The sequence below is a fragment of the Stenotrophomonas maltophilia genome, assembly GCF_006974125.1.
Classification (GTDB): Bacteria; Pseudomonadota; Gammaproteobacteria; order Xanthomonadales; family Xanthomonadaceae; genus Stenotrophomonas; species Stenotrophomonas maltophilia_O.
In genome coordinates this window covers 599,447-620,724 of the sequence record NZ_CP037858.1, presented here as the reverse complement: position 1 = coordinate 620,724, position 21,278 = coordinate 599,447, and the positions used below count along the sequence as shown (strand labels likewise).

Genomic DNA, 21,278 nt, shown 5'->3' with positions numbered 1-21,278 from the left:
GCAGTACCTCGCCCATGCGCTCTGCATTGCAGATGCAGTTCCGGTCGTGGCCTGTGCGGACCCGCTGCGATGCGGTGGCGATGGCACGCTGGATGGCTGGGGAAACGCCAGATTGGAATGAGTGTGTCGAAGAAACTGGAAACGTTTCCCATTGTCGCCTTGATTCATCTGCATTTGATTTCGAGATGGTCAAAACGATTGACGATTACGGCCAAAGTGAAAATGCTGCTGAACATACGCCAGCGTTTTGCATGCATATCCGTACGTAATTCCATACATCAACTGGAGTTGAGGTTTTACGCGTGGAACGATCAGCCGTGGACGCGCTGTCTGCCGGGTCATCACGGATGAAGGCGTAGCGTGTGGGGTTCGCGGCGACACGCCGCATCGATACCCCCACAGAAGGAGAATGCAGATGATCGATTACCAGCTCACCGGCAAGACCGCGATCGTGACTGGCGGTGTATCCGGCATCGGCCTGGCGGCCGCGCAGACCCTTGCCGCATCCGGTGCGCGCGTTTCGGTATGGGACCTGAAACAGGACGCAGTGGATGCCACGGTGGCACGGCTGCAGGGCAGCGGTGCACAGGCCATCGGCATCGCGCTGGACGTGACTGACGATGCCGCCGTCGAGGCGGCGGTGCAGCGCACGGTAAAGGAGCTGGGCGGTGTGCATGTCGCGGTCAACAACGCGGGCATCAGTGGGCCGGCCGCCAGCAGCGGTGACTATCCGATCGATGGCTGGCAGCGGGTCATCGACGTCAACCTCACCAGCGTGTTCCTGTGCCAGCGTGCGCAGATCCAGGCCATGCGTGCGGCCGGCACGGGTGGCAGCATCATCAACATGGCCTCGATTCTGGGCCAGGTGGGCTATGCCGGCTCCACCGCGTATGTTGCAGCCAAGCACGGCGTGGTCGGGCTGACCCAGACCGCCGCTTGGGAATACGCGGCCGACGGTATCCGTGTCAATGCGGTCGGCCCGGGCTTCATCAGCACACCGTTGCTGGAAAAAATGGATCCAAAGGTACGCGCCACGCTGGAAGGGCGGCATGCACTGAAGCGGCTGGGTACGGCCGAAGAAGTGGCAGCACTGGTGGCCTGGTTGGCCAGTGACGACGCTTCGTTCGCGACCGGCGCGTACTACGCCATCGATGGTGGCTACCTCGCGCAGTGAGCGAATGCGGTCAGTAGATCCACGCCATGCGTGGATGAAAGCGCGCGGTGAAGAAGGCGTGCCATCGCCTTCACCCCTGTCCCACGATCGCCGCGCGACGCTCCGGGAAAATCCCGGAGCCTTGCCCATGGAACTCACCCAGGATGTCTCGATCCTGCTGCGCGTGGCCGCAGCCATGTTGTTCGGCGGCGTACTCGGCGTCGAGCGCGAGATGGGCAAGCACGCTGCCGGTCTGCGCACGCACATGCTGATCGCGGGGGCTGCCGCATTGATCGTCGGCCTCGGCGATTCGGTGGCCGAACATTTCCAGCAGGAGCGCTACCGCGACCTGCTGCAGGTCGATCCGGTGCGCCTGATCGAAGCGGTGGTGGCCTGTGTCGGCTTCGTTGCCGCCGGCACCATCCTGCGTGGGTCACGCGAGGATCAGGTCAGCGGCCTGACCACGGCCAGCTCGCTGATCATGGCCGCAGCGATCGGGATCGCCGTGGGTATCGGCAAATACGTGATTGCCATCGGGGTGAGCGTGCTGTGCGTGCTGGTGCTGGCGGTGATGCGGCGGTTGGAGAAGCGGATTTCGTAGGGAATCCCGAGTTGCCGGCCAGCGGCCGGCACTACCGTGGTGACCCCAATGGTCGTACCAATATGTCGTCTAGCCCTATGGTCTAATAGGCTCTTCGTCGGAGTGGCGGTTAAATCCGCTGCAAGTGGTCTGATCGAACTCATTATTGGTACGACCAATAATCGACGGCCACGGCGATCCACCGCCTGCGGTGGGGCATCTTCCGCATCCAGTCGAGAGTCTTCATGCAGCCCTGGCAACACCTGTACGACCCCGCCGGCAACCTGTGGTTGTCCAGCCTGATCGCGCTGCTGCCGATCGCGTTCTTCTTCATTGCCCTGGCCGTGCTGCGCATGAAGGGCTGGCTGGCCGGCACCATCACCGTGGCCATCGCGCTTGGCGTGGCCCTGTTGTTCTACCGCATGCCGCTGAGCCAGGCGCTGGGCGCGGCCGGGTTCGGCTTCGTCTACGGCCTGTGGCCGATCGCCTGGATCATCATCGGCGCGGTGTTCCTCTACAAGGTCTCGGTCAAGACCGGCCAGTTCGACATCATCCGCGCTTCGATCCTGTCGGTGACCGAAGACCAGCGCCTGCAGATGCTGATGGTCGGCTTCGCCTTCGGTGCCTTCCTGGAGGGTGCGGCCGGGTTCGGTGCACCGGTGGCGATCACTGCGGCACTGCTGGTCGGGCTGGGTTTCAAGCCGCTGTATGCCGCCGGCCTGTGCCTGATCGTCAACACCGCGCCGGTGGCGTTCGGCGCAATGGGCATTCCGATCATCGTGGCCGGGCAGGTCACCGGCCTGGATGCATTCGAGATTGGCCAGATGGCCGGTCGCCAGCTGCCGTTCCTGACCATCATCGTGCTGTTCTGGATCATGGCGATCATGGATGGCTGGCGCGGCATCAAGGAAACCTGGCCGGCGGTGCTGGTTGCGGGTGGCTCGTTCGCCATCGCGCAGTACCTGACCTCCAATTTCATCGGCCCGGAACTGCCGGACATCACCGCGTCGCTGGCGTCGCTGGTCTGCCTGACCCTGTTCCTGCGCCGCTGGAAGCCGGTACGGATCTTCCGCTTCGATACCGAAACCAGCGCCGAGGCGGCCGCACAGGCACTGGAGGCACCGCGCTACAGCGTCGGCCAGATCGCCAAGGCGTGGTCGCCGTTCCTGATCCTCACCGCGATGGTCACGCTGTGGAGCATCAAGCCGTTCAAGTCGCTGTTCGCGGCCGGCGGCCCACTGGAAGGCTGGGTGCTGAAGATCCCGGTGCCGGGCCTGGACCAGATGGTGCAGAAGATGCCGCCGATCGTGGACGCACCGCTCAGCTACGAGGCGGTCTACAAATTCGACTGGTTCTCGGCCACCGGCACCTCGATCATCCTCGCGGCGGTGATCGCGATCATCGCACTGCGCATGCCGGCCCGCTCGGCGCTGCACACCTTCGGCGAAACCGTGCGGGAGCTGCGCATGCCGATCTACTCGATCGGCATGGTGCTCGCCTTTGCCTTCATCGCCAACTATTCGGGTCTGTCGGCAACGCTGGCGCTGGCATTGGCGCACACCGGCGACGCGTTCCCGTTCTTCTCGCCGTTCCTGGGCTGGCTGGGCGTGTTCCTGACCGGTTCGGATACCTCGTCCAATGCGCTGTTCTCGGCGCTGCAGGCCACCACCGCACAGCAGATCGGCGTGTCCGACGTGCTCCTGGTAGCGGCCAACACCACCGGTGGTGTCACCGGCAAGATGATCTCGCCGCAGTCGATCGCCATTGCCTGTGCGGCGGTCGGCCTGGCCGGCAAGGAATCGGACCTGTTCCGTTTCACGGTCAAGCACAGCCTGATCTTCACCACCATGGTCGGCCTGATCACCCTGGCCCAGGCCTACTGGCTGACCTGGATGATTCCCTGAGCCATGCACGGCCAGCAGACCACCCACTGCGCGCTTCGGGCCACAATGGCGCCATGAGCACGCAACGTATTTCCGACAAGGTGGCCGCACAGCTGCGCGGCCTGGTGCAGGAACAACGGCTGCAGCCGGGTGACCGGCTGCCGGCCGAGCGCACCCTGGCGGTGCAGCTGGGGGTCTCGCGCACCGCGCTGCGCGAGGCCATCGCGCAGCTGGCCAGCCAGGGCCTGCTGACCGCACGCGTCGGTGGCGGTACCTACGTGGCCGAACCTGCGGCGCGCGCGCGGCAGGCGCTGGACGAACCACTGGCGCCCTACCTGCCGCTGTTCCAGGGCGACCCGGAATACCGCTTCGACGTGCTGGAGATCCGCCACGCGCTGGAAGGTGCCACTGCCTGGCATGCAGCGCTGCGTGCCACCGACGAGGACCGCACGCGCATCGCGCAGGCCTTCCAGACCATGATGGACGCGCACGGCAAGGACGACCCCACCGGTGAAGCGGAGGCTGACGCGGCCTTCCACCTGTCCATCGCCGAGGCCTCGCACAACCTGGTGCTGCTGCAGGTGATGCGTGGCCTGTTCGAACTGCTGCAGACCAACATCTCGCAGAGCCGCGAAAAGCTCTACACCTCGGCGAGGACCTTCTCGCCGTTGTCCGACCAGCATCGCGAGATGATGGATGCGGTGCTGGCCGGCGACCCCGAACGCGCGCGCGCCGCCGCGCATGCCCACCTCGAGTTCGTGCACACCACGCTGCGCACCCTCGATGACAACGAAGCCCGGCGTGCGCGGGCCTCGCGTCTACCTTCCCCACACGGTTGACCCCATGATCATCTCCGCCTCCACCGATTACCGTGCTGCAGCGCAACGCCGGCTGCCGCCGTTCCTGTTCCACTACATCGATGGCGGCGCGTATGCCGAGCACACGCTGAAGCGCAACGTTTCCGACCTGTCCGACATCGCGCTGCGCCAGCGCATCCTGCGCAACATGTCCGACCTGAGCCTGGAAACCGAGCTGTTCGGCGAAAAACTGGCGATGCCGGTGGCGCTGGCGCCGGTCGGCCTGACCGGCATGTATGCCCGGCGTGGTGAAGTACAGGCGGCGCGCGCGGCCGACAGCCGCGGCATCCCGTTTACTCTGTCCACCGTATCGGTGTGCCCGATCGAGGAAGTGGCACCGGCCATCCAGCGGCCGATGTGGTTCCAGCTGTATGTGCTGCGCGACCGTGGCTTCATGCGCAACGCGCTGGAGCGGGCGCAGGCCGCCGGCGTGACCACCCTGGTGTTCACCGTGGACATGCCGGTGCCGGGCGCGCGCTACCGCGATGCACACTCCGGCATGAGCGGCCCGAATGCCTCGCTGCGCCGCATCGGCCAGGCCATCACCCATCCGCACTGGGCGTGGGACGTGGGCCTGTTCGGCCGCCCGCATGATCTGGGCAACATCTCCACCTACCGTGGCAACCCGACCGGGCTGGAGGACTATATCGGCTGGCTGGGCAGCAACTTCGATCCCTCCATTTCGTGGAAGGACCTGGAGTGGATCCGCGAATTCTGGAAGGGCCCGATGGTGATCAAGGGCATCCTCGACCCGGATGACGCGCGCGATGCGGTCAAGTTCGGCGCCGATGGCATCGTGGTCTCCAACCACGGTGGCCGCCAGCTGGACGGCGTGCTGTCCACCGCGCGCGCACTGCCGGCGATTGCCGATGCGGTACAGGGCGACCTGAAGATTCTCGCCGATTCGGGCATCCGTACCGGCCTGGACGTGGTGCGCATGCTGGCGCTGGGTGCCGACACCGTGCTGCTGGGCCGTGCCTTCGTCTATGCACTGGCCGCGCAGGGCGAGGCCGGCGTGGCCAACCTGCTGGACCTGATCGCCAAGGAAATGCGCGTGGCGATGACACTGACCGGCGCGCGTCGCATCGCCGACATCGGCCGCGATTCGCTGGTCAGCCTGCCATGAGTGGCCACGATGCCGTGCTGGCACAGCTGCGCGACGCCGTCGGCAGCCGCCATGTGCTGACCGGCGACAAGGCCACGCGCCGCTTCCGCCGTGGCTATCGTTTCGGCGACGGCCCGGTGCTGGCGGTGGTGCGCCCGGGCACCTTGCTGGAGTTGTGGCGCGTGCTGCAGGCGGCGGTGCAGGGTGGGGCGGCGATCATCCTGCAGGCGGCCAATACCGGCCTGACCGGCGGCTCGACCCCGGATGGCAACGACTATGGGCGGCCGATCGTGCTGGTCAGCACGCTGCGCCTGACCGGCATCCAGCTGTTGAACGAAGGCCGCCAGGTGCTGTGCCTGCCCGGCGCCACGCTCGACCGCCTGGAGCAGACCCTGGCACCGCTGGGCCGTGAGCCGCATTCGGTGATCGGCTCGTCCTGCATCGGCGCCTCGGTGCTGGGCGGCATCTGCAACAACTCCGGCGGTGCGCTGGTGCGCCGTGGGCCGGCCTACACCGAGCTGGCGCTGTATGCGCAGGTCGATGCGCAGGGCCAGCTGCAGCTGGTCAACCATCTGGGCATTGCGTTGGGTGATACGCCCGAGCAGATCCTGCAGCGCCTGCAGGCCGGCGACTATGCTGCTGGCGACGTGGGTGACGGCGATGGCCGCGCCGCCTCCGATCCACGCTACGCCGAGGAAGTGCGCAGGGTCGATGCCGATACGCCGGCGCGTTTCAACGCCGACCCCAGCCGCCACTTCGAAGCTGCCGGTTCGGCCGGCAAGCTGGCGGTGTTCGCGGTGCGCCTGGACACCTTTGAAAAGGAGGCCGCCGAGGTCTTCTACATCGGCAGCAACCGCACCGACAGCCTCACTGCGATCCGGCGCCAGCTGCTGACCGGCTTCGAGCGCCTGCCGATTGCCGGTGAGTACATCCACCGCGATGCCTATGACATTGGCGAGCGCTACGGCAAGGACAGTTTCCTGTTGATCGATCGCCTCGGTACCGCGCGCGTGCCGGCCGCGTTCGCGCTGAAGAGCCGCGTCGATGGCTGGTTCGAACGGCTCGGCCTGCGCGGGGTGACCGACCGGGTGATGCAGGTGCTGACCGGCCTGCTGCCCTCGCACCTGCCCAAGCGCATGGGTGAATTCCGCCAGCGCTACGAGCATCACCTGTTGCTGAAGGTCTCCGCGCAGGACGCGGCGGCAACCGAGGCCTGGTTGCGCGGCTTCTTCGCCGGGCACGAAGGCGGCTTTTTCCACTGCACGGCGGAGGAGGGGCGCAAGGCGTTCCTGCATCGCTTCGCCGTGGCCGGTGCCGCGGTGCGCTACCGCGAAGTGCATCGCGAGCAGGTGCAGGACATCGTGGCGCTGGACATTGCCCTGCGCCGAGATGATGCCGATTGGTTCGAGCAGTTGCCGGCCGATATCGACGACCGCCTGCTGCACAAGCTGTATTACGGGCACTTCCTGTGCCACGTGTTCCACCAGGACTACATCGCGCGCAAGGGCGAAGACCCGATGGCGATCGAGCACGCGATGTGGGCGCTGCTGGACCAGCGCGGCGCCGAGTATCCGGCCGAGCACAACGTCGGCCACCTGTACCCGGCCAAGCCGGCGCTGGCCGGGTTCTACAAGCAGCTGGACCCGAGCAATACGTTCAATCCGGGCATCGGCCAGACCTCGAAAGCCAAGGGCTGGGGTGGCTGCGACTGTAGTGGGCACTAGCGGCGCACTCTCCGAAAGTCCGGATTTCTTGCATTCCTCACTGATCGGGTTGGCACTAGGCTGAGGTCTTGGCCGAGACGGATACAGAACCAATGCAGAGTGCCGATCAGATATGGGCGTCCATCAAAGCGTCGCTTCATGAGAAGAGTTGCCTGGATGAAGTGCAGTTGCGGCCGGGAGCCTCCGAAAGCGAGTTGGCTGAACTGGAGGCTCAGCTTGGAGTCGCTTTGCCAGATCTGCTAAGGCAGTTGCTGATGATTCACGATGGCCAGGATGGGGTAGGGCTTCTGTTCGGTAGTCAGATGCTCTCGTCCATGGAGATCAGGCGGCAGTGGCGCGGTTGGCGTGAGATCGAGGCCGACGGCATGAACGAGGACTGCGCGGAGTTCATGAAGGCGAGTCCCGCGGGGGTGGTGAAGCCGATGTACACCAATGCGCGTTGGATACCGCTGACTCACGATGGTGGCGGCAATCACATGGGATTGGATTTCGATCCCGACATTGGCGGTGCTGAAGGACAGATGATTGCCTTTGGTGCAGATGAAGACACCAAGTACCTTCTCGCTCCCACTTTCGCTGAGTTCGCTGAAAAGGCTGTGGAGTGGATCAGTCAGGCAAGCTGGGATGGTGAGAATCTCGAGTCGCCAACTGATGACGGCTTCGCTCCCCCGGCCATTCTCCGGACTGCTGGCGGGGCGTAGTTGGGAGCGCCGTTCTGACTGGTCGCGATCGTCCTGTTACTCCTGCGCTACCATCTGGATTCCACGAGCAGGAATCTCCTCCATGCCCACCGCTGCCGCCCGCGCCACCCTGTGCGTTGCACTGCTGGCCACCCCGCTGCTGGCGCTGGCCCAGAGCGCGATCCTGCCGCAGCAGCGCGATGCCGCCGGCAATGTGATGGAGCCGCTGGGGCAGGTGCTGATCGCGAGTGAGACTGGACCGTCGGGTCTTTATGACTGCACCCGGGACGGCAACTGGTGCGTGCGCGTGCAGCCGGTCTCCGAGGAGGGTGACCGGCCCACCATGCTTGAGGTGCTGGAAAAGGTGCAGGGCCAAGGCAAGCCCCACAGCTATCGCGTCAGCATCGACGTGCCGCAGGAAAGCGAGCTGTCGCTGTGGCCATGGATCGTGCGGCTTGCCCCAGGCGTGGGCAGCGATGAACCAGTGACCGATCCGCAGCAGCGCGCCCGCCAGAATGTGCTGGTGGGTGGCATCGTCACGTTCAGCGCCATGTACTCCGGTGGAGGTGCCGACGCGTCCACGCTGCAGCTGGCACGCGTGCGCCACCTGCAGGACGACATCCAGGTGGACGACGACGTGCTGACCGTGCCATGGCTGGGCAGTGCGATGATCCGCGCCTGTTTCAGCGAGCAGGACATCAAGCAGCGCGCAGGTGCCTGCCACGACGAGTACGGGTTCTCGGCAAAGCTTGCGCTGGATACGGTTGCCGGGGGCATGCCGGTGCTGCGCTACCAGACCGTGGCGACCCGGTTCCCGGCCGGTGTTTCGCGCTTCGAGGATTCGCTGGCCAAGGGGCCGCTGAAGAAGAAGGACCTGCGCAGCGAGCAGGATCCGGCATGCACCTATACCCGGCTGTTCCACTTCCGCGAGGGCATGTTCCACCCGGACCAGGAATTGCCGGACTGCGCCGGCTATACCGAACCCTGAAATGTAGCGTCGAGCCATGCTCGACTCGGGTTCCCGCGTGGCCCGACCAGAGAGGAGCCGAGCGTGGGCTCGGCTCTACAGAAGCCCGTGGCGGCGCTTACTCGCAGCGCGTGGACGTGATGATGTTGTCCTTGTCCACGAACACGCGCAGGCGGTCCTGGCGGATGTCCTTGGTGGTGATGGTGCTGGGGCCGATCGGGTTGACCAGGCCGGCACCACTCTCGCGGGACAGGCGGCGGATGTTGGGCTCATTGGCCGGCTGGCCGATCGCCCAGCCCAGCTGGCTGGCGTCGCAGCGGCCGCTGCCTTTGACTTCCGGGCCAGGGGTGCTGACGCAGGCCGACAGCAGCAGGGCAGAGGCCGGCAGCAACAGGGACAGACGGAATGCAGACATGCGAGCGCTCCTGCGCAGGGGAAGATGGCGGAAACGATAGCACCGAGCGTGCGAAAGGCGTCAGCGCCCCGGTCATTGCCGGCACAGCGTGGTCATTGCATAGTGGGAGGAATGGCTGGCAGTACGCCAGCGGGCAGGCCGGGCCTTTCCGGCGCAGGCGTTGGACACGGTATGACGGCAGGCAGTTTCCGCGACAAGGGCAGGACGATGATGGCACTGGCGCTGTCCATGCTGGGCATGGCGTTTGCCGCCTCCGCTGCCGATCCGGAACCCGCGCCGGTCGAAACCCCGGTATTCGGCGCCTGGCGCAACCTGCAGACCGAGGCCGGCTACACGCCGGCCCAGCGCGACCTCGCCTTTGCCATGCTGCCGCAGGCCTCCACCCGCGGTGATCGATTCGCCATTGTCGACCGTGAGGGCAAGCGCGCGGTGTGCTGCCTGCAGGTGGCCAGTCCGTCGCTGGGCGTGGCCGCGCTGCGCGAGCAGTACCACCTGCCGCAGGCCTGGGTGACCGACCTGAGCAATGGCCGCAGCCCGGCACGCCCCTATGTTCCGCACGTCTACGCGATGCAACGGGTGGACGAACTGGCCGACTACAGCTTCGCCGATGTGCCGGGCGCCTACAGCGACCTGGGCGGGCTGTTGATTCCGGAAGGTGCCGCACTGGAGGCCGACGGCAGTGCCGTGCGCCTGGGGGACACCCGCTACCCGCTGCATTTCCAGCGCCAGCCGCATGCCGATGACGATGGCGCGCTGGATCGCTACACCCTGCAGACAGGTGAGGGCGCCGCCCCGATCGTGGTTGAAGTGCCGTTCGGCACTTACTGATTGCAGCACTCCATTGGCTAGAATGCGGCGCGGCGCCGTCTGCCGTGCCTGTTCCGTGAGCCGTTGCCGTGTCCCTGCGCCCCTTCCTGCTGCCATCCCTGCTGCTGTTGTCCGCCTGTGCCAGCGCTCCACCGCCGCCGCCGGCGCATTCCGATGCACTGTGGCGATTGATCGAACGTGACTGCCGGGGCGCCGAAGGTCCACGCGGCGACTGCCTGCGCGTGGAGACGGCTGCGGACCGCCGCGATGTGCTGGTCAAGGACGCGCACGGCGACTATCAGTTCCTGCTGATGCCGCTGGACAAGGTCAGCGGGATCGAGAACCTCGCCCTGTACCAGCGCGGTGCGCCGAATTACTTTGCCGCAGCCTGGCAGGCACGCAGCCACACCGAACGGGCCCTGGGCCAACCACTGCCGCGCAGCGTCGCCAGCCTGGCGCTGAATTCACCACATGGCCGCTCGCAGCACCAGCTGCATATCCATGTCGACTGCCTGCGCGCCGATGTGCTGCAGGCCCTGGATGCACATGCCGGTGCCTTGGGCACCCGGTGGGCGCCACTGCCGGTACTGCTGCGCGGCCATCAGTACCGGGCCCGGCTGCTGCCGGGCGCGGAGCTGACCGCCAATCCGCTCAATCTGCTGGCCTATGACCTCGCTGGCGTGGACGACGTGGGCCAGTGGAGCCTGGTCGTGGCCGGCCGGGACGCCGTGCAGGGCGGCCCGGGCTTCATTCTGCTGGCGACCCGTGTGGACGCCGGCACCGGCAATGAGGCCAGCGCCGAAGAGCTGCAGGACCACGCCTGCTCGGTGTTGACCGGCGCAAGCGACTCCTTGGAGCGGGTCCGCTAACCCTGGGGCTGCTGGCGGCTGCGCCAGACCGGTGCGGTCAGCGCCAGCAGCTTGCGATCCTGCCAGCCATCCAGATCCAGATGATGGTCGCGCAGCAGGCCTTCCTGCTCGAAGCCGAAGGCGTGCAGCGCAGTGGCGAACGGGTCACTGCAGTCCGGCGGCAGCATCACGAACAGGCGGTGCAGGCCGACATCCTCGAACAGGAACGGGCACAGTGCGTGCAGCATCGCGTCGGTGTGCGCGTGCCAGTGCTGCAGTGACAGCAGCTCGGCGCAGCGCGAGTGCAGCGAATGCAGGCGGACGTGCAACTGGTCCAGCACGGTCCCGTGCTGGTCATCGAAAACACCCAGCATCAATTGGTCGTTGTCCTGCTCAAGGCGCGAGCGGTGCATGTGGGCGAGGAAACGTGCTTCTTCGTCAAGGCCAGGGTGAAGATGCCGACCGCGCCGGCGTCGGTCGTCGAACAGGCGCCAGGCCGGCAGGTCGGCCCGCTGGAACGGGCGCAGGGTGACCGGCGCCACCTGCAGCTGGAGCAGATGGCGGCGCGACACAGGGCGCAAAGGGGGGAGGAGGGATGTGGGGTACGGGGTCATCATCCCCGGAACGATGGCAACGCCCGGTTCGCCAGACCATTCAAAAGATTGCAAAAACACGACGACCACCGGGCGGGGCCTGATTCGGTTCAGGCATAAGGCCATCAGGGCTGGTCATTTCCGTTGAAACCACCCATTCAGGACACTTTCGTTACGGGATCGTTATGTGCCGCGCACGCCTCCGGTCCCGTACCACCCGCCCAACTCCCCCAGGAAGCCCATGTCCGCCTCTCACAAGGCGCTGCGCCCGCGTCCGCTGGTGCTCGCGCTGTCGTCCCTGATGCTGGTCTCGTTGCCGGCCTTCGCGCAGGAAAGCGCACCCACCTCGCTGCAGGAAGTGAAGGTCACCGGCTCGCGCATTCCGCGCGCCAGCGTCGAAGGGCCGTCCCCGGTGACCGTGATCAGCCGCGAGCAGATCGACGCGCAGGGCTACCGCAATGCGTTCGACGCGCTGAGCGCCCTGACCGAAAACACCGGCAACGTGCAGGGCGAGGACTTCGGCAACACCTTCACTCCGGCGGCCAACACCATCAACCTGCGCGGCCTTGGCCCGAACCGCACGCTGGTGCTGGTCAACGGACGCCGCCAGGCCGACTACCCGCTGGCCTACGAAGGCTCGGTGAACGTGGTCAACCTGGCCAACATTCCCAGCGCCCTGATCGAGCGCATCGAGGTGCTGGCTGCCGGTGCGTCGGCGGTGTACGGCTCGGATGCCATCGCCGGCGTGGTCAACATCATCCTCAAGGACCGCTTTGAAGGTGTGGACGTGAACGTGCGCGCCGGCGGCACCCAGCAGGGCGGTGGCGACAACCAGCGCGCGCAGGTGGTCGGTGGCAGTTCCGGCGAGCGCTGGGATGCCCTGTTCGGTATCGAGTTCGACGTGCGCAAGGCGATCCATGCGCGCCAGCGCGACTTCATGGATTCGCTGGAGGACGATCCGACCGGCAAGGCGCCGCAGGCGACCGCGATCGCGTATCGCCGCAACGCTGCCACCGGCCGCAACATCGATCCGGGCGTCAATGGCTGCGACGCGGCGTCGGACATCTATGGCGGCAGCGTGTTCCGCGCCTTCAACCCGCGCCAGGGCTGGTATTGCGGCAGCAACGAGGCCGCCGCCAGCTATTGGACGGTGCAGACTGAGAAGCGCAATCTCAACGGCTACGGCCTGCTGACCTTCCACGTCAACGAGACCACCGACCTGTTCGCCGATCTGGCCGTGGGCAGCGCACGCATCACCAACAACACCCGTGCGCCCACCTGGACCTCGGCCCGCAATTACTTCTACAACCAGACCACCGGCAACCTGGAAAGCTGGTACCGCCGCTTTGCACCCGAGGAAATCGGTGGCCTGCCGCGCAATGCCAACCGTTTCCTGGAAAATTCCTGGTCGTTCAACGTCGGCGCGCGCGGCCAGATCGGTGACAGTGGCTGGGATTATGAAGCGGTCTACAGCCGCTCACGCTACGAGAACCGCACCCGTCGCCCGGTGCTGCTGGCCGGCATCAATGAATACCTGCTTGGCCCGAAGCTGGGCGTGCGCAATGGCGTAGAGGTCTATGCGCCGGACCCGGCGCGCCTGTTCCAGCCGCTGAGCCCGAACGAGTACCAGGACCTGTCCGGCTACCAGGAGAGCCGCAACGCGGCGTGGCTGCAGACTTTCAGCGCCAGCGTCAACGGCCGGCTGTTCGCACTGCCCGGTGGCGATGCCGCGCTGGCCGCCGTGGTCGAGGCCGGCAGCCAGGGTTACCGCAATCGCCCGGACCCGCGCCTGGGCACCGGCGAGTTCTGGAACACCAGCGCCGGTATCGGTGCCGGTGGCGAGCGCGACCGCTATGCTGCCGGCGTGGAGCTGCAGCTGCCGTTGCTGCAGTCGCTGACCACCACCCTGGCCGGCCGCTATGACCAGTACCGTGCCGGTGGCGAGCACATCGGCAAGGCAACCTGGAGCTTCGGCGTCGAGTTCCGCCCGATCGAGAGCCTGCTGATCCGTGGTACGGCTGCCACCAGCTTCCGTGCGCCGGACATGAACTACGTGTTCGCGACCGAGACCCGCGGCTACAACCCTGGCATGACCGACTACTGGCGTTGCCGGACTGCGGGCCAGTCGTACGACAACTGTGACTACAACGGCCTGTCGATCGACTACAGCAACCGTGCCAACGCGCAGCTGCAGCCGGAATCGGCCAAGTCCTATGGTTTCGGCGTGGTCTGGTCGCCGCTGGCCGGCCTGGACTTCAGTGCCGACTATTACGACATCCGCATCGACAACGAGGTGACCAGCCTCGATACCAGCCGCATCCTGCGTGACGAGGCCGATTGCCGGCTGGGAAAGACGCTGGGCGGCGAGGCGCGTGATATCGGTTCACCGCTGTGCCAGGACGCGCTGTCGCGTGTGATCCGCAACCCGTCCAATGCCACGGTGCAGCCGGACCAGGTGACCCGTGTGCTGATCAACCCGATCAACGCCGCCTCTGAATCGGTTCGCGGGCTGGACCTGAAGGGCAACTGGCGTTTCGATGCCGGCCGCTATGGCCGCTTCACCACGCGCCTGGCCTATACCGTGGTGCTGGAGCACAAGTACCGGCAGTTCTCCGATGATCCGGAGCGTGACATCCGCAATTCGCTGGATGACTACCAGTGGCGCAGCAAGGCCAACGGCAGCATCACCTGGAACCAGGGTGACTGGACCACCACGCTGTACGGCAACCGCTTCGGCTCGCTGCCGAAGACCGATGGCAGTGGCCGCATCGCGCCGTACATGACGTACAACGCCAGCGTGTTCCGCCAGTTCGGCGAGAACCTGTCGGTGGGCGTGATCGTCAACAACCTGCGTGACAGTCGCCCGCCGGCGGACAGGAACGGTGGCGGCTGGCCGTTCTACCCGGTCGGCAACTACGACCCGTATGGCCGCCAGTACTGGGTGCAGCTGGACTACCGGTTCCGCTGATCCGGCAGGCGAACGAAAGGCCCGGCATTGCCGGGCTTTTCTTTGTGCGGCGCATCCGTGTAGCCGTCGCGCACGTGGCATGCTGTGGCGAGACATGGAGGAGGATGCGCATGGATGTCAGGATGTGGAGTGTGATTGCCGTACTGGCCGTTGCCGGTTGCAGCAGCGAGCAGGCGGCCAGCGTGGACGAGGCTGCGGACGCGACCAGTGCCGCGCCCGTGCCGTCCCAGCCCAACGCAACGGCCGATGCGGGCTCAACACACGGGCAAACGGCATCGATGCGGGTGACGGCCAAGCAGGGGCCTGCGGATGCGGAGGGTCACTTCCTCGAGGGTGAGCGCATGCTGTTGACGGAAGGTGCACTGTCGACGGAAAAGAGCGACGTGGTCCTTGGCTCGGACAACGCCTTTGCACAGGCGATCAGCCAGTTCGAGCGGGACGCGGCGGGCCACCCGGAAGTGCAGGACCTGACCCGGCTCTACAGGGCGGCAGCGACCCGGCTCATCGGCAGCGGTGGCACGCTGGTGTCTTTCGCCTGTGGCTACAGCCTGTGTGTCGGCGAGATACGAAGCCGTACCGATGAGGATTTCAGTGCCTGGTCCGAGGCGATCGGTATGGACAAGGGTGCCCCGGTCTACAGCCTGGCCACTGCGCCGATGACGTGGGGCAGGGATCAGCATGGTGGGCGCTTCGTATTCTCGGTGGACCCGGCATCCAACAGCATTACCGCGCAGTGGGGCCCTGACCGGTGACACATGCAGCTAGGGCAGCGCTTGTTGCAGGTACGACTCGATGACGTAGCTGAAAGGCTGCTGCTGGCGGTCGCGGAGCAGGGCCCGAACTTCCAGGATGACGCCCTGGTCGCCTTCACCGCGTGGCGGCCAGAAGGTCTGATCGGCCAGCGTCTGGCGCTTGAAGCCGAGCGGGCCGACCACCCGGCCGAAGGGTTCATCGGTGGTATCGAGCACTTGGTTCATGGCCGGACTGAGGTGGCCGGGCAGGTACCAGTTGTCGGCCTCGGACAGCACGCGGCTGCCACAGACCAGCTGCACGCGGCGATAGCGCAGTTCGGTGCCCGGTTTCGCGCCCAGCGCCTGCAGCACGTCGGTGGGCGCGGGCTTGTCCTGGCCGTGTACGCGCACCGCACGCACCCGCGCCTGTTCGGCCAGGCCGTGCTCGGCGCACCAGTGTTCCAGCGTGGCGGTGGCGCTCTGCCCGGACAGCACGCGCTGGTGCAGGCGCTCGACCAGCGCCGCCGGGGCGATGCGCTGCTGGCCCGGTGGCGCCTGCAGCGGCGCGGTGGCGGCCGTATCAGTGGCGGACAGGCTGGCGATCGGGGCAGCAGCAAGCAGGGACGCGGCCTGCCAGCGGCGGAGACGATCGTGGCGGTCGGACGGGCCCATGCGGCATCACAACGGAAACAGGTGCCTATGGTACCCGTTCAGGCGTGTGCACGGCGTGGCTGTGACCGGTTGTCGCAGGGGTGTTCATCGTTCTGGTGAATGTGTGGCATCCAGATATTTCGTTGGCCGATGGCAGTGCCAGCGCGCAGGATGGCGCCATGACTTGGCTTTCCGGGAGTTTCCGATGACGCTTCAGTTCGTCCATGGCGCGGTTGACCGCGACGGTGCGCCGCTGCATTTCCATATCCACGACGGTCGCATCAGTGGTTTCAACGGCGAGGCCGCGCCGGCCGAAGGGGCGGAATGCGTCGACCTGCAGGGCTTCACGATGCTGCCCGGGCTGGTCGACGGCCACATTCACCTCGACAAGAGCTTCGTCGGCGACCATTGGCACCCGCACCAGCCGGTGAACAGCCTGCGTGAGCGGCTGGCGGTGGAGAAGGCGGCGGTGGCGGGTGCGGCACCGATGGTGGACCGTGCCGAGGCCTTGATCCGCCAGTGCAGTGCGTTCGGTACGGTGGCGATGCGCTGCCATGTCGATATCGACGCCAGCACCGGTCTCGGCCATCTCGAAGCGGTGCGCGAGGCGGCGCTGCGCTGCGCCGACATCATGCGGATCCAGCTGGTGGCGTTTCCGCAGGCCGGGGTGATGTCCTGCCCGGGCACCGCTGCCGTGCTCGAGCAGGCCATCGCAGCGGGCGTGGAGGTACTGGGTGGCATCGACCCGACCACGCTGGATGGCGATGCCGAAGGCCAGCTCGCGCTGCTGTTCGGCCTGGCCGAGCGTTATGGCGTGCAGCTGGACATCCACCTGCACGAGCCCGGTGAAACCGGGCTGGCCCAGCTGCTGCGCATCGCAGCACGCACCCGTGCCGCGGGCCTGCAGGGGCGCGTTGCCGTCAGCCATGCCTACTCGCTGGGCGACGTGCCGTTGGCGCGCGCGCTGCAGGTGGGTGAGGCACTGGCCACGGCGGGCGTAGCGATCATGAGCAACGCGCCGGGTGATCATCCGTTCCCGCCTTTGCGCGCGCTGCATGATGCCGGCGTGCGCGTGTTCGCAGGCAACGACAACATCCGCGACTGCTGGTGGCCGTATGGCAATGGCGACCTGCTGCAGCGGGCGATGCTGCTCGGCTATCGCTCGGGCTTCTACACCGATGCCGACCTGATGCTCGCGTTGGACATGGTCACCACCCATGCCGCGCAGGTGATCGGTCTACCGCGCTACGGTATTGCCGAAGACCTGCCGGCCACTTTCGTGGCGGTGCGCGCCGACCACGGCCCGGCCGCAGTGGCTGCGGTGCCGGTGGAGCGCCGGGTGGTGGTTGATGGTCGCTGGCTCTAGATCCACGCCATGCGTGGATGGCACCATCGCGTGGTCTCGTTCATCCACGCATGGCCTGGATCTCCCCCGATGGGCCGTCAGGCGTAATCGCCGGCGCGGGTGGCGACGAATTCCTCAAGCCACGCAAGCAGGTGGGCGATGTCGATGATCTCGCCCTGCTCGACGCGCTTGAGCAGCAGCGTGCTGGCGCCGATCTGCAGGCTGCTGTCGGCATAGCGCAGCACCGCGTCGATGCCCCAGGCATCGGTGACCTGCATCCAGGCAAGGCCCGGCACGCGCTGGGCCAGGGTGTCACCGAACGCCACGCCCAGCGCTTCCCAACCATCGCAGTCGTCACGATCGATCAGCTCGGCATCGACCACGCGCTGCAGGGTGGTGGCCGCCAGCGGCCACTGCACCGGCAACGTCGGGAAGCCGACGGCCACGCGCGCGGCGATCAGCGAACGCTGGTGCTGCAGATGCGTCTGCAGGGCAGCGGGCAGGGGATCGAAGCGGGTCGGGATTTCGTCGGACATCGCAAGGCGCCGTGGAGCACGGAAACAACAGGCACTGTACGAGGCGATGGTGCCCACCGTACGGCCGGAGTGGCCATGTTTCGATGCGCGGTGCGCGAAAGGCATCCACGCAGGGCGTGGATCTGCTGTGGTCAGTCCGGTTCGCGCTGCACCTGCCGCCACAGCTCGCTGGCCAGAGCGCGCACGGCATCATCAGCGTCCGCGCGATGCAGCAGGCCGATTTCGTAGTTGTTGATCACCGGCAGCTCACGCTCGCCATCGATGATGCGGTGTTCGCGGGTAACCGCGCGACGCGGCAGCAGACTGATGCCGATGCCATCGGCCACCGCGCCCTGGATGCCACTCAGCGACGAGCTGGTGAAGGCGATGCGCCAGCGCAGGCCCAGCGCTTCCACGGCGTGGATCATCTCATCGCGGTACAGCCCACGCGGCGGGAACGTGACCAGTGGCAGGGGGTCCTGCAGCAGGCAGCTGCTGCGCAGGCTGTCGATCCAGTGCATCGGCTCGCGCCGGCAGTGTACGGCCTGGCGGCTGTTGCGCCGCTGCTTGACCAGCACCAGGTCCAGCTCGCCGTGATCGAAGCCGTGCGCCAGGTCACGGCTCAGCCCACTGCTGATCTCCAGCTTCACCTGCGGGTGGCGGCGGCTGAAGGCGGCCAGCATGCGTGTGGTCTGTGCGTTGACGAAGTCCTCCGGCACGCCGATGCGCACGGCGGTTTCCACCGTAGCCCCGGCCAGGGCCTGGGCCATTTCGTCGTTCAGATCCAGCATCCGCCGCGCGTAGCCGAGCAGGGTATGGCCGGCGTCGGTGGGGTGCACGTCGCGGTGGCCGCGTTCAAGCAGACGGTGCCCGGCCAGCTCTTCCAGCCGTCGCACCTTCTGGCTGACCGTGGACTGGGTTGAATGCAGGCGCGTAGCCGCCGTAGTGAAGCTGCCACAGTCGGCCACCATCACCAGCGCCCGCAGCAGGTCCAGTTCGAACAGGGTTCTATTCGATTTGGCACTGTCTTGCATTTGAACATTTCACTTCTGGATACCCAGGCCGACTTCTACCATGCAGGGCAGGGGCCGGCAATGCCCGGCTGTTGCTACCGTCGCACGGCGTTCCGTGGCGACGGACATGAGGAGACACTGTCATGCGCGTCCATCGTTCCCCTGGCTGGCCTGCGCCGTTCACGCGCGTGCTGCTGTTGTGCCTGCTGGCCATGGTCACCCCCGCCTGCACCGCCATGTCCAAAGCCGACGTCGATGGCCGCCTGCGTGATGCCGCCAGCCGCGGCGACGCCGATGCGGTGCGACAGGCGATCGAGGATGGCGCCACGCTGGAGGCGCGCGATGGCCAGGGCCGCACCGCGCTGCTGCTGGCCACGCACGGCAACAACGTGGATGCCGCGCGTGAGCTGATCGAAGCCGGCGCCGACGTCAATGCCAAGGATGCGTTGCAGGACAGCGCCTACCTGTATGCCGGTGCGCGCGGCCTGGACGAGATCCTGGCGATGACGCTGGCGCATGGCGCCGATCTGCGCAGCACCAACCGCTATGGTGGCACCGCGCTGATTCCGGCCGCCGAGCGCGGGCACGTCGCCACCGTGCGCACGCTGCTGCGCGCCGGTGTGGCGGTGGACCATGTCAACCGGCTGCACTGGACCGCGCTGCTGGAGGCGATCCTGCTTGGCGATGGCGGCGCGCGCCATGTGCAGATCGTGCAGCTGCTGCTGGAGGCCGGCGCCAACCCGGAGCTGGCCGACGGCGATGGCGCTACACCGCTGGCCCATGCCCGTCAACGCGGCTATACCAACATTGAAGCGCTGCTGCGCCAGCACGGCGCGACGCGCTGATATCGAGCCCCTTCCACCCCGCACGCTGGTCGTGCCTACCAGGATCCTGTCCATGTTCCGCTCCCGTCCATTGTCCCTCGCCATCCTTCTTGCGGTTGCACCGTTGTCGGCGTCTGCCGCCGAGCGTGCTGACCTGTTGATCCGCAACGCCACCGTGGTTGATGTCGAGCACGCCAGCACCCTGGCCGGGCAGAGTGTGGTGATCCGTGGCGAGGACATCGTCGCCGTTGGCCCGGACGCGCAGCTGCGCAGCCAGTGGAGTGCGGCCCGCCAGATCGATGCCAAGGGCAAGTACCTGATCCCGGGCCTGTGGGACATGCACGTGCACTTCGGTGGTGGCCCGGCGCTGATCGAAGAGAACAAGGCACTGCTGCCGCTGTACATCGCGCACGGCATCACCACCGTGCGCGACTGTTCCGGCGATCTGCCCGGGCAGGTGCTGCAGTGGCGCGGCGAGATCGCCAAGGGCACCTTGTTCGGCCCACGCCTGCTCAGTTCGGGCGCGAAGATCGAGGGCATCAAGCCGGTCTGGAAGGGCACGATCGAAGTGGGCAGCGAGGCCGACGCCGACAAGGCAATCGCCCGCCTGCAGCACGACAACGTTGATTTCGTGAAGATCACCGACAGCACGCTGAAGCCGGAACTGTTCCTGTACTCGGCCAGTGCCGCGCGCAAGGCCGGCTTCAAGGCCTCGGGTCACATCCCGATGGCGCTGACCGTGGAGCAGGCGGTCGATGCCGGCCTGGCCTCGATCGAGCACCTGGACTACGCATTCAAGGCCGGCAGCAAGGACGAAGCGAAGATCGCCACCGACTTCGGTGCCGGCCGGATCGACCGCGCCGAAGCCAACCGCCGCCTCGACGCCAGCTTCGACCGTGACACGGCGATGCACGCCTACCGTGATTTCGCCAAGCGTGGCGTATTCGTGACCCCGACCCTCAACGGTGGCCGCATCCTCGACTTCCTTGACCAGGATGACCACGCCAACGATCCGTACCTGGCCTACATCGGCCCGGGCCTGCGCGCGACCTACCAGTGGCGCGTGGACCGCGCGGCGAAGGCGACGCCGGCGCAGATCGAAGCGCGCCACGCGCAGTACCACCAGGTCGCTGCAGTGCTGCCGATGCTGCAGGAGGCCGGCGTGACGATCATCGCCGGTACCGATGCGGGCTTCCTCAACTCGTTCAACTTCCCGGGCATCGCCCTGCACCAGGAACTGCAGCTGTTCGTGAAGGAAGGCCTGAGCGCACCGCAGGCGCTGTCGGCCGCAACCCGTTCCGGCCCGGCCTGGTTCGGCCAGATGGACCGCTACGGCGGTGTCGCGCAGGGCAAGGCTGCCGATCTCGTGCTGCTGACCGCCAACCCGCTGCAGGACATCGCTGCCACCGAAAAGATCGACAGCGTGATCCTGCGTGGCAACGTGTATGACCGTGCCGCGCTGGACAGGATGTTGGCTGATACCAAGGCCAAGGTGGCGGCGTGGAATGCAGGGGCGGCGAAAGCTGACTGATTGTGGGGTTGGACGGAATCCACGCATGGCGTGGAACTACCGGCGACCGTCAAGGTATCCATTCCTGCGATCAGCAGTAGATCCACGC

General features: G+C 66.5%; 21 protein-coding genes. 16 read left to right on the top strand and 5 right to left on the bottom strand.

The window, feature by feature from the left end:
• The first annotated feature begins 14 nt into the window (after window positions 1–14).
• The 9 genes from EZ304_RS02825 to EZ304_RS02785 all read left to right on the top strand — a co-directional run bounded on the left by EZ304_RS02825 (window position 15) and on the right by EZ304_RS02785 (window position 8,970).
• Window positions 15–269 carry a hypothetical protein gene (locus EZ304_RS02825; RefSeq protein WP_142806210.1) on the top strand — a complete coding sequence of 85 codons (255 nt, stop codon included), beginning with the start codon at window positions 15–17 and terminating at the stop codon, window positions 267–269.
• Window positions 270–415: 146 nt separating this feature from the next.
• Entirely contained in the window at window positions 416–1,174 is a 759-nt protein-coding gene (locus tag EZ304_RS02820; protein ID WP_142806209.1) for an SDR family NAD(P)-dependent oxidoreductase, read from the top strand.
• 127 nt (window positions 1,175–1,301) lie between these two features.
• Window positions 1,302–1,754, top strand: coding sequence for an MgtC/SapB family protein (locus EZ304_RS02815; RefSeq protein ID WP_005410036.1), 453 nt, complete (start codon window positions 1,302–1,304; stop codon window positions 1,752–1,754).
• 224 nt (window positions 1,755–1,978) lie between these two features.
• Window positions 1,979–3,637 (top strand): L-lactate permease, encoded by a 1,659-nt coding sequence (gene lldP, locus EZ304_RS02810; protein ID WP_099553209.1) that lies wholly within the window; start codon window positions 1,979–1,981, stop codon window positions 3,635–3,637.
• Between the two features lie 53 nt (window positions 3,638–3,690).
• The gene (lldR, locus tag EZ304_RS02805) at window positions 3,691–4,455 is read left to right on the top strand and encodes a transcriptional regulator LldR (protein WP_012480578.1); all 765 of its coding nucleotides are present in this window, start codon (window positions 3,691–3,693) and stop codon (window positions 4,453–4,455) included.
• A 4-nt stretch (window positions 4,456–4,459) separates the two neighbouring features.
• Window positions 4,460–5,599, top strand: a complete 1,140-nt coding sequence (lldD, locus tag EZ304_RS02800; RefSeq protein WP_010485059.1) for an FMN-dependent L-lactate dehydrogenase LldD — start codon at window positions 4,460–4,462, stop codon at window positions 5,597–5,599.
• Window positions 5,596–7,302 carry a D-lactate dehydrogenase gene (dld, locus tag EZ304_RS02795; protein ID WP_142806208.1) on the top strand — a complete coding sequence of 569 codons (1,707 nt, stop codon included), beginning with the start codon at window positions 5,596–5,598 and terminating at the stop codon, window positions 7,300–7,302. The genes lldD and dld overlap by 4 nt, the downstream gene beginning before the upstream one ends.
• A gap of 92 nt (window positions 7,303–7,394) precedes the next feature.
• Entirely contained in the window at window positions 7,395–8,003 is a 609-nt protein-coding gene (locus tag EZ304_RS02790; protein WP_142806207.1) for an SMI1/KNR4 family protein, read from the top strand.
• Between the two features lie 82 nt (window positions 8,004–8,085).
• On the top strand, window positions 8,086–8,970 hold the full coding sequence (locus EZ304_RS02785) for a hypothetical protein (RefSeq protein WP_142806206.1): 885 nt from the start codon (window positions 8,086–8,088) through the stop codon (window positions 8,968–8,970).
• A 97-nt stretch (window positions 8,971–9,067) separates the two neighbouring features.
• Here EZ304_RS02785 and EZ304_RS02780 read toward each other — a convergent pair whose 3' ends face one another.
• Window positions 9,068–9,364, bottom strand: a complete 297-nt coding sequence (locus EZ304_RS02780) for a hypothetical protein (protein WP_005413768.1) — start codon at window positions 9,362–9,364, stop codon at window positions 9,068–9,070.
• Between the two features lie 171 nt (window positions 9,365–9,535).
• Here EZ304_RS02780 and EZ304_RS02775 point away from each other — a divergent pair, with 171 nt between their 5' ends.
• Together EZ304_RS02775 and EZ304_RS02770 are read left to right on the top strand one after the other, a co-directional pair.
• On the top strand, window positions 9,536–10,192 hold the full coding sequence (locus EZ304_RS02775) for a decarboxylase (RefSeq protein WP_142806205.1): 657 nt from the start codon (window positions 9,536–9,538) through the stop codon (window positions 10,190–10,192).
• A gap of 68 nt (window positions 10,193–10,260) precedes the next feature.
• Window positions 10,261–11,040 (top strand): CDP-diacylglycerol diphosphatase, encoded by a 780-nt coding sequence (locus EZ304_RS02770; RefSeq protein WP_142806204.1) that lies wholly within the window; start codon window positions 10,261–10,263, stop codon window positions 11,038–11,040.
• On the opposite strand, the gene EZ304_RS02765 is transcribed toward EZ304_RS02770, so the two are convergent.
• Complete coding sequence (locus tag EZ304_RS02765) at window positions 11,037–11,636, bottom strand: GNAT family N-acetyltransferase (RefSeq protein ID WP_099604049.1); 600 nt, start codon at window positions 11,634–11,636, stop codon at window positions 11,037–11,039. The two genes, EZ304_RS02770 and EZ304_RS02765, sit on opposite strands and share 4 nt — an antisense overlap.
• A gap of 217 nt (window positions 11,637–11,853) precedes the next feature.
• On the opposite strand from EZ304_RS02765, the gene EZ304_RS02760 reads away from it, so the two are divergent.
• Both EZ304_RS02760 and EZ304_RS02755 read left to right on the top strand, forming a co-directional pair.
• A complete protein-coding gene (locus EZ304_RS02760; RefSeq protein ID WP_142806203.1) occupies window positions 11,854–14,580 on the top strand; it encodes a TonB-dependent receptor plug domain-containing protein in 2,727 nt (908 codons plus the stop codon).
• A gap of 104 nt (window positions 14,581–14,684) precedes the next feature.
• A complete protein-coding gene (locus EZ304_RS02755) occupies window positions 14,685–15,332 on the top strand; it encodes a hypothetical protein (RefSeq protein ID WP_260678214.1) in 648 nt (215 codons plus the stop codon).
• Window positions 15,333–15,341: 9 nt separating this feature from the next.
• On the opposite strand, the gene EZ304_RS02750 is transcribed toward EZ304_RS02755, so the two are convergent.
• Window positions 15,342–15,983, bottom strand: a complete 642-nt coding sequence (locus EZ304_RS02750; RefSeq protein ID WP_142806202.1) for a hypothetical protein — start codon at window positions 15,981–15,983, stop codon at window positions 15,342–15,344.
• 184 nt (window positions 15,984–16,167) lie between these two features.
• On the opposite strand from EZ304_RS02750, the gene EZ304_RS02745 reads away from it, so the two are divergent.
• The gene (locus EZ304_RS02745; protein ID WP_142806201.1) at window positions 16,168–17,328 is read left to right on the top strand and encodes an amidohydrolase family protein; all 1,161 of its coding nucleotides are present in this window, start codon (window positions 16,168–16,170) and stop codon (window positions 17,326–17,328) included.
• A 77-nt stretch (window positions 17,329–17,405) separates the two neighbouring features.
• On the opposite strand, the gene EZ304_RS02740 is transcribed toward EZ304_RS02745, so the two are convergent.
• Window positions 17,406–17,843 carry a DUF3806 domain-containing protein gene (locus tag EZ304_RS02740; RefSeq protein ID WP_142806200.1) on the bottom strand — a complete coding sequence of 146 codons (438 nt, stop codon included), beginning with the start codon at window positions 17,841–17,843 and terminating at the stop codon, window positions 17,406–17,408.
• A gap of 131 nt (window positions 17,844–17,974) precedes the next feature.
• A complete protein-coding gene (locus EZ304_RS02735) occupies window positions 17,975–18,856 on the bottom strand; it encodes a LysR substrate-binding domain-containing protein (protein WP_142806199.1) in 882 nt (293 codons plus the stop codon).
• Window positions 18,857–18,978: 122 nt separating this feature from the next.
• Between EZ304_RS02735 and EZ304_RS02730 the strand changes: the two genes are divergently transcribed.
• Window positions 18,979–19,680 carry an ankyrin repeat domain-containing protein gene (locus tag EZ304_RS02730; RefSeq protein WP_142806198.1) on the top strand — a complete coding sequence of 234 codons (702 nt, stop codon included), beginning with the start codon at window positions 18,979–18,981 and terminating at the stop codon, window positions 19,678–19,680.
• A 52-nt stretch (window positions 19,681–19,732) separates the two neighbouring features.
• On the top strand, window positions 19,733–21,190 hold the full coding sequence (locus EZ304_RS02725; protein WP_142806197.1) for an amidohydrolase family protein: 1,458 nt from the start codon (window positions 19,733–19,735) through the stop codon (window positions 21,188–21,190).
• Window positions 21,191–21,278 lie beyond the last annotated feature (88 nt).

Bases quoted from the DNA above. Each gene is read 5' to 3' on its own strand.
- lldP (WP_099553209.1), top strand. From the start codon at position 1,979: ATGCAGCCCTGGCAACACCTGTACGACCCCGCCGGCAACCTGTGGTTG.
- EZ304_RS02790 (WP_142806207.1), top strand. From the start codon at position 7,395: ATGCAGAGTGCCGATCAGATATGGGCGTCCATCAAAGCGTCGCTTCAT.
- EZ304_RS02750 (WP_142806202.1), bottom strand. From the start codon at position 15,983: ATGGGCCCGTCCGACCGCCACGATCGTCTCCGCCGCTGGCAGGCCGCG.
- EZ304_RS02820 (WP_142806209.1), top strand. From the start codon at position 416: ATGATCGATTACCAGCTCACCGGCAAGACCGCGATCGTGACTGGCGGT.
- EZ304_RS02815 (WP_005410036.1), top strand. From the start codon at position 1,302: ATGGAACTCACCCAGGATGTCTCGATCCTGCTGCGCGTGGCCGCAGCC.
- EZ304_RS02745 (WP_142806201.1), top strand. From the start codon at position 16,168: ATGACGCTTCAGTTCGTCCATGGCGCGGTTGACCGCGACGGTGCGCCG.
- EZ304_RS02775 (WP_142806205.1), top strand. From the start codon at position 9,536: ATGACGGCAGGCAGTTTCCGCGACAAGGGCAGGACGATGATGGCACTG.
- EZ304_RS02825 (WP_142806210.1), top strand. From the start codon at position 15: ATGCGCTCTGCATTGCAGATGCAGTTCCGGTCGTGGCCTGTGCGGACC.
- EZ304_RS02740 (WP_142806200.1), bottom strand. From the start codon at position 17,843: ATGTCCGACGAAATCCCGACCCGCTTCGATCCCCTGCCCGCTGCCCTG.
- lldD (WP_010485059.1), top strand. From the start codon at position 4,460: ATGATCATCTCCGCCTCCACCGATTACCGTGCTGCAGCGCAACGCCGG.
- EZ304_RS02730 (WP_142806198.1), top strand. From the start codon at position 18,979: ATGCGCGTCCATCGTTCCCCTGGCTGGCCTGCGCCGTTCACGCGCGTG.
- EZ304_RS02725 (WP_142806197.1), top strand. From the start codon at position 19,733: ATGTTCCGCTCCCGTCCATTGTCCCTCGCCATCCTTCTTGCGGTTGCA.
- EZ304_RS02785 (WP_142806206.1), top strand. From the start codon at position 8,086: ATGCCCACCGCTGCCGCCCGCGCCACCCTGTGCGTTGCACTGCTGGCC.
- EZ304_RS02755 (WP_260678214.1), top strand. From the start codon at position 14,685: ATGCGCATGGATGTCAGGATGTGGAGTGTGATTGCCGTACTGGCCGTT.
- EZ304_RS02765 (WP_099604049.1), bottom strand. From the start codon at position 11,636: ATGATGACCCCGTACCCCACATCCCTCCTCCCCCCTTTGCGCCCTGTG.
- EZ304_RS02780 (WP_005413768.1), bottom strand. From the start codon at position 9,364: ATGTCTGCATTCCGTCTGTCCCTGTTGCTGCCGGCCTCTGCCCTGCTG.
- EZ304_RS02760 (WP_142806203.1), top strand. From the start codon at position 11,854: ATGTCCGCCTCTCACAAGGCGCTGCGCCCGCGTCCGCTGGTGCTCGCG.
- lldR (WP_012480578.1), top strand. From the start codon at position 3,691: ATGAGCACGCAACGTATTTCCGACAAGGTGGCCGCACAGCTGCGCGGC.
- EZ304_RS02735 (WP_142806199.1), bottom strand. From the start codon at position 18,856: ATGCAAGACAGTGCCAAATCGAATAGAACCCTGTTCGAACTGGACCTG.
- dld (WP_142806208.1), top strand. From the start codon at position 5,596: ATGAGTGGCCACGATGCCGTGCTGGCACAGCTGCGCGACGCCGTCGGC.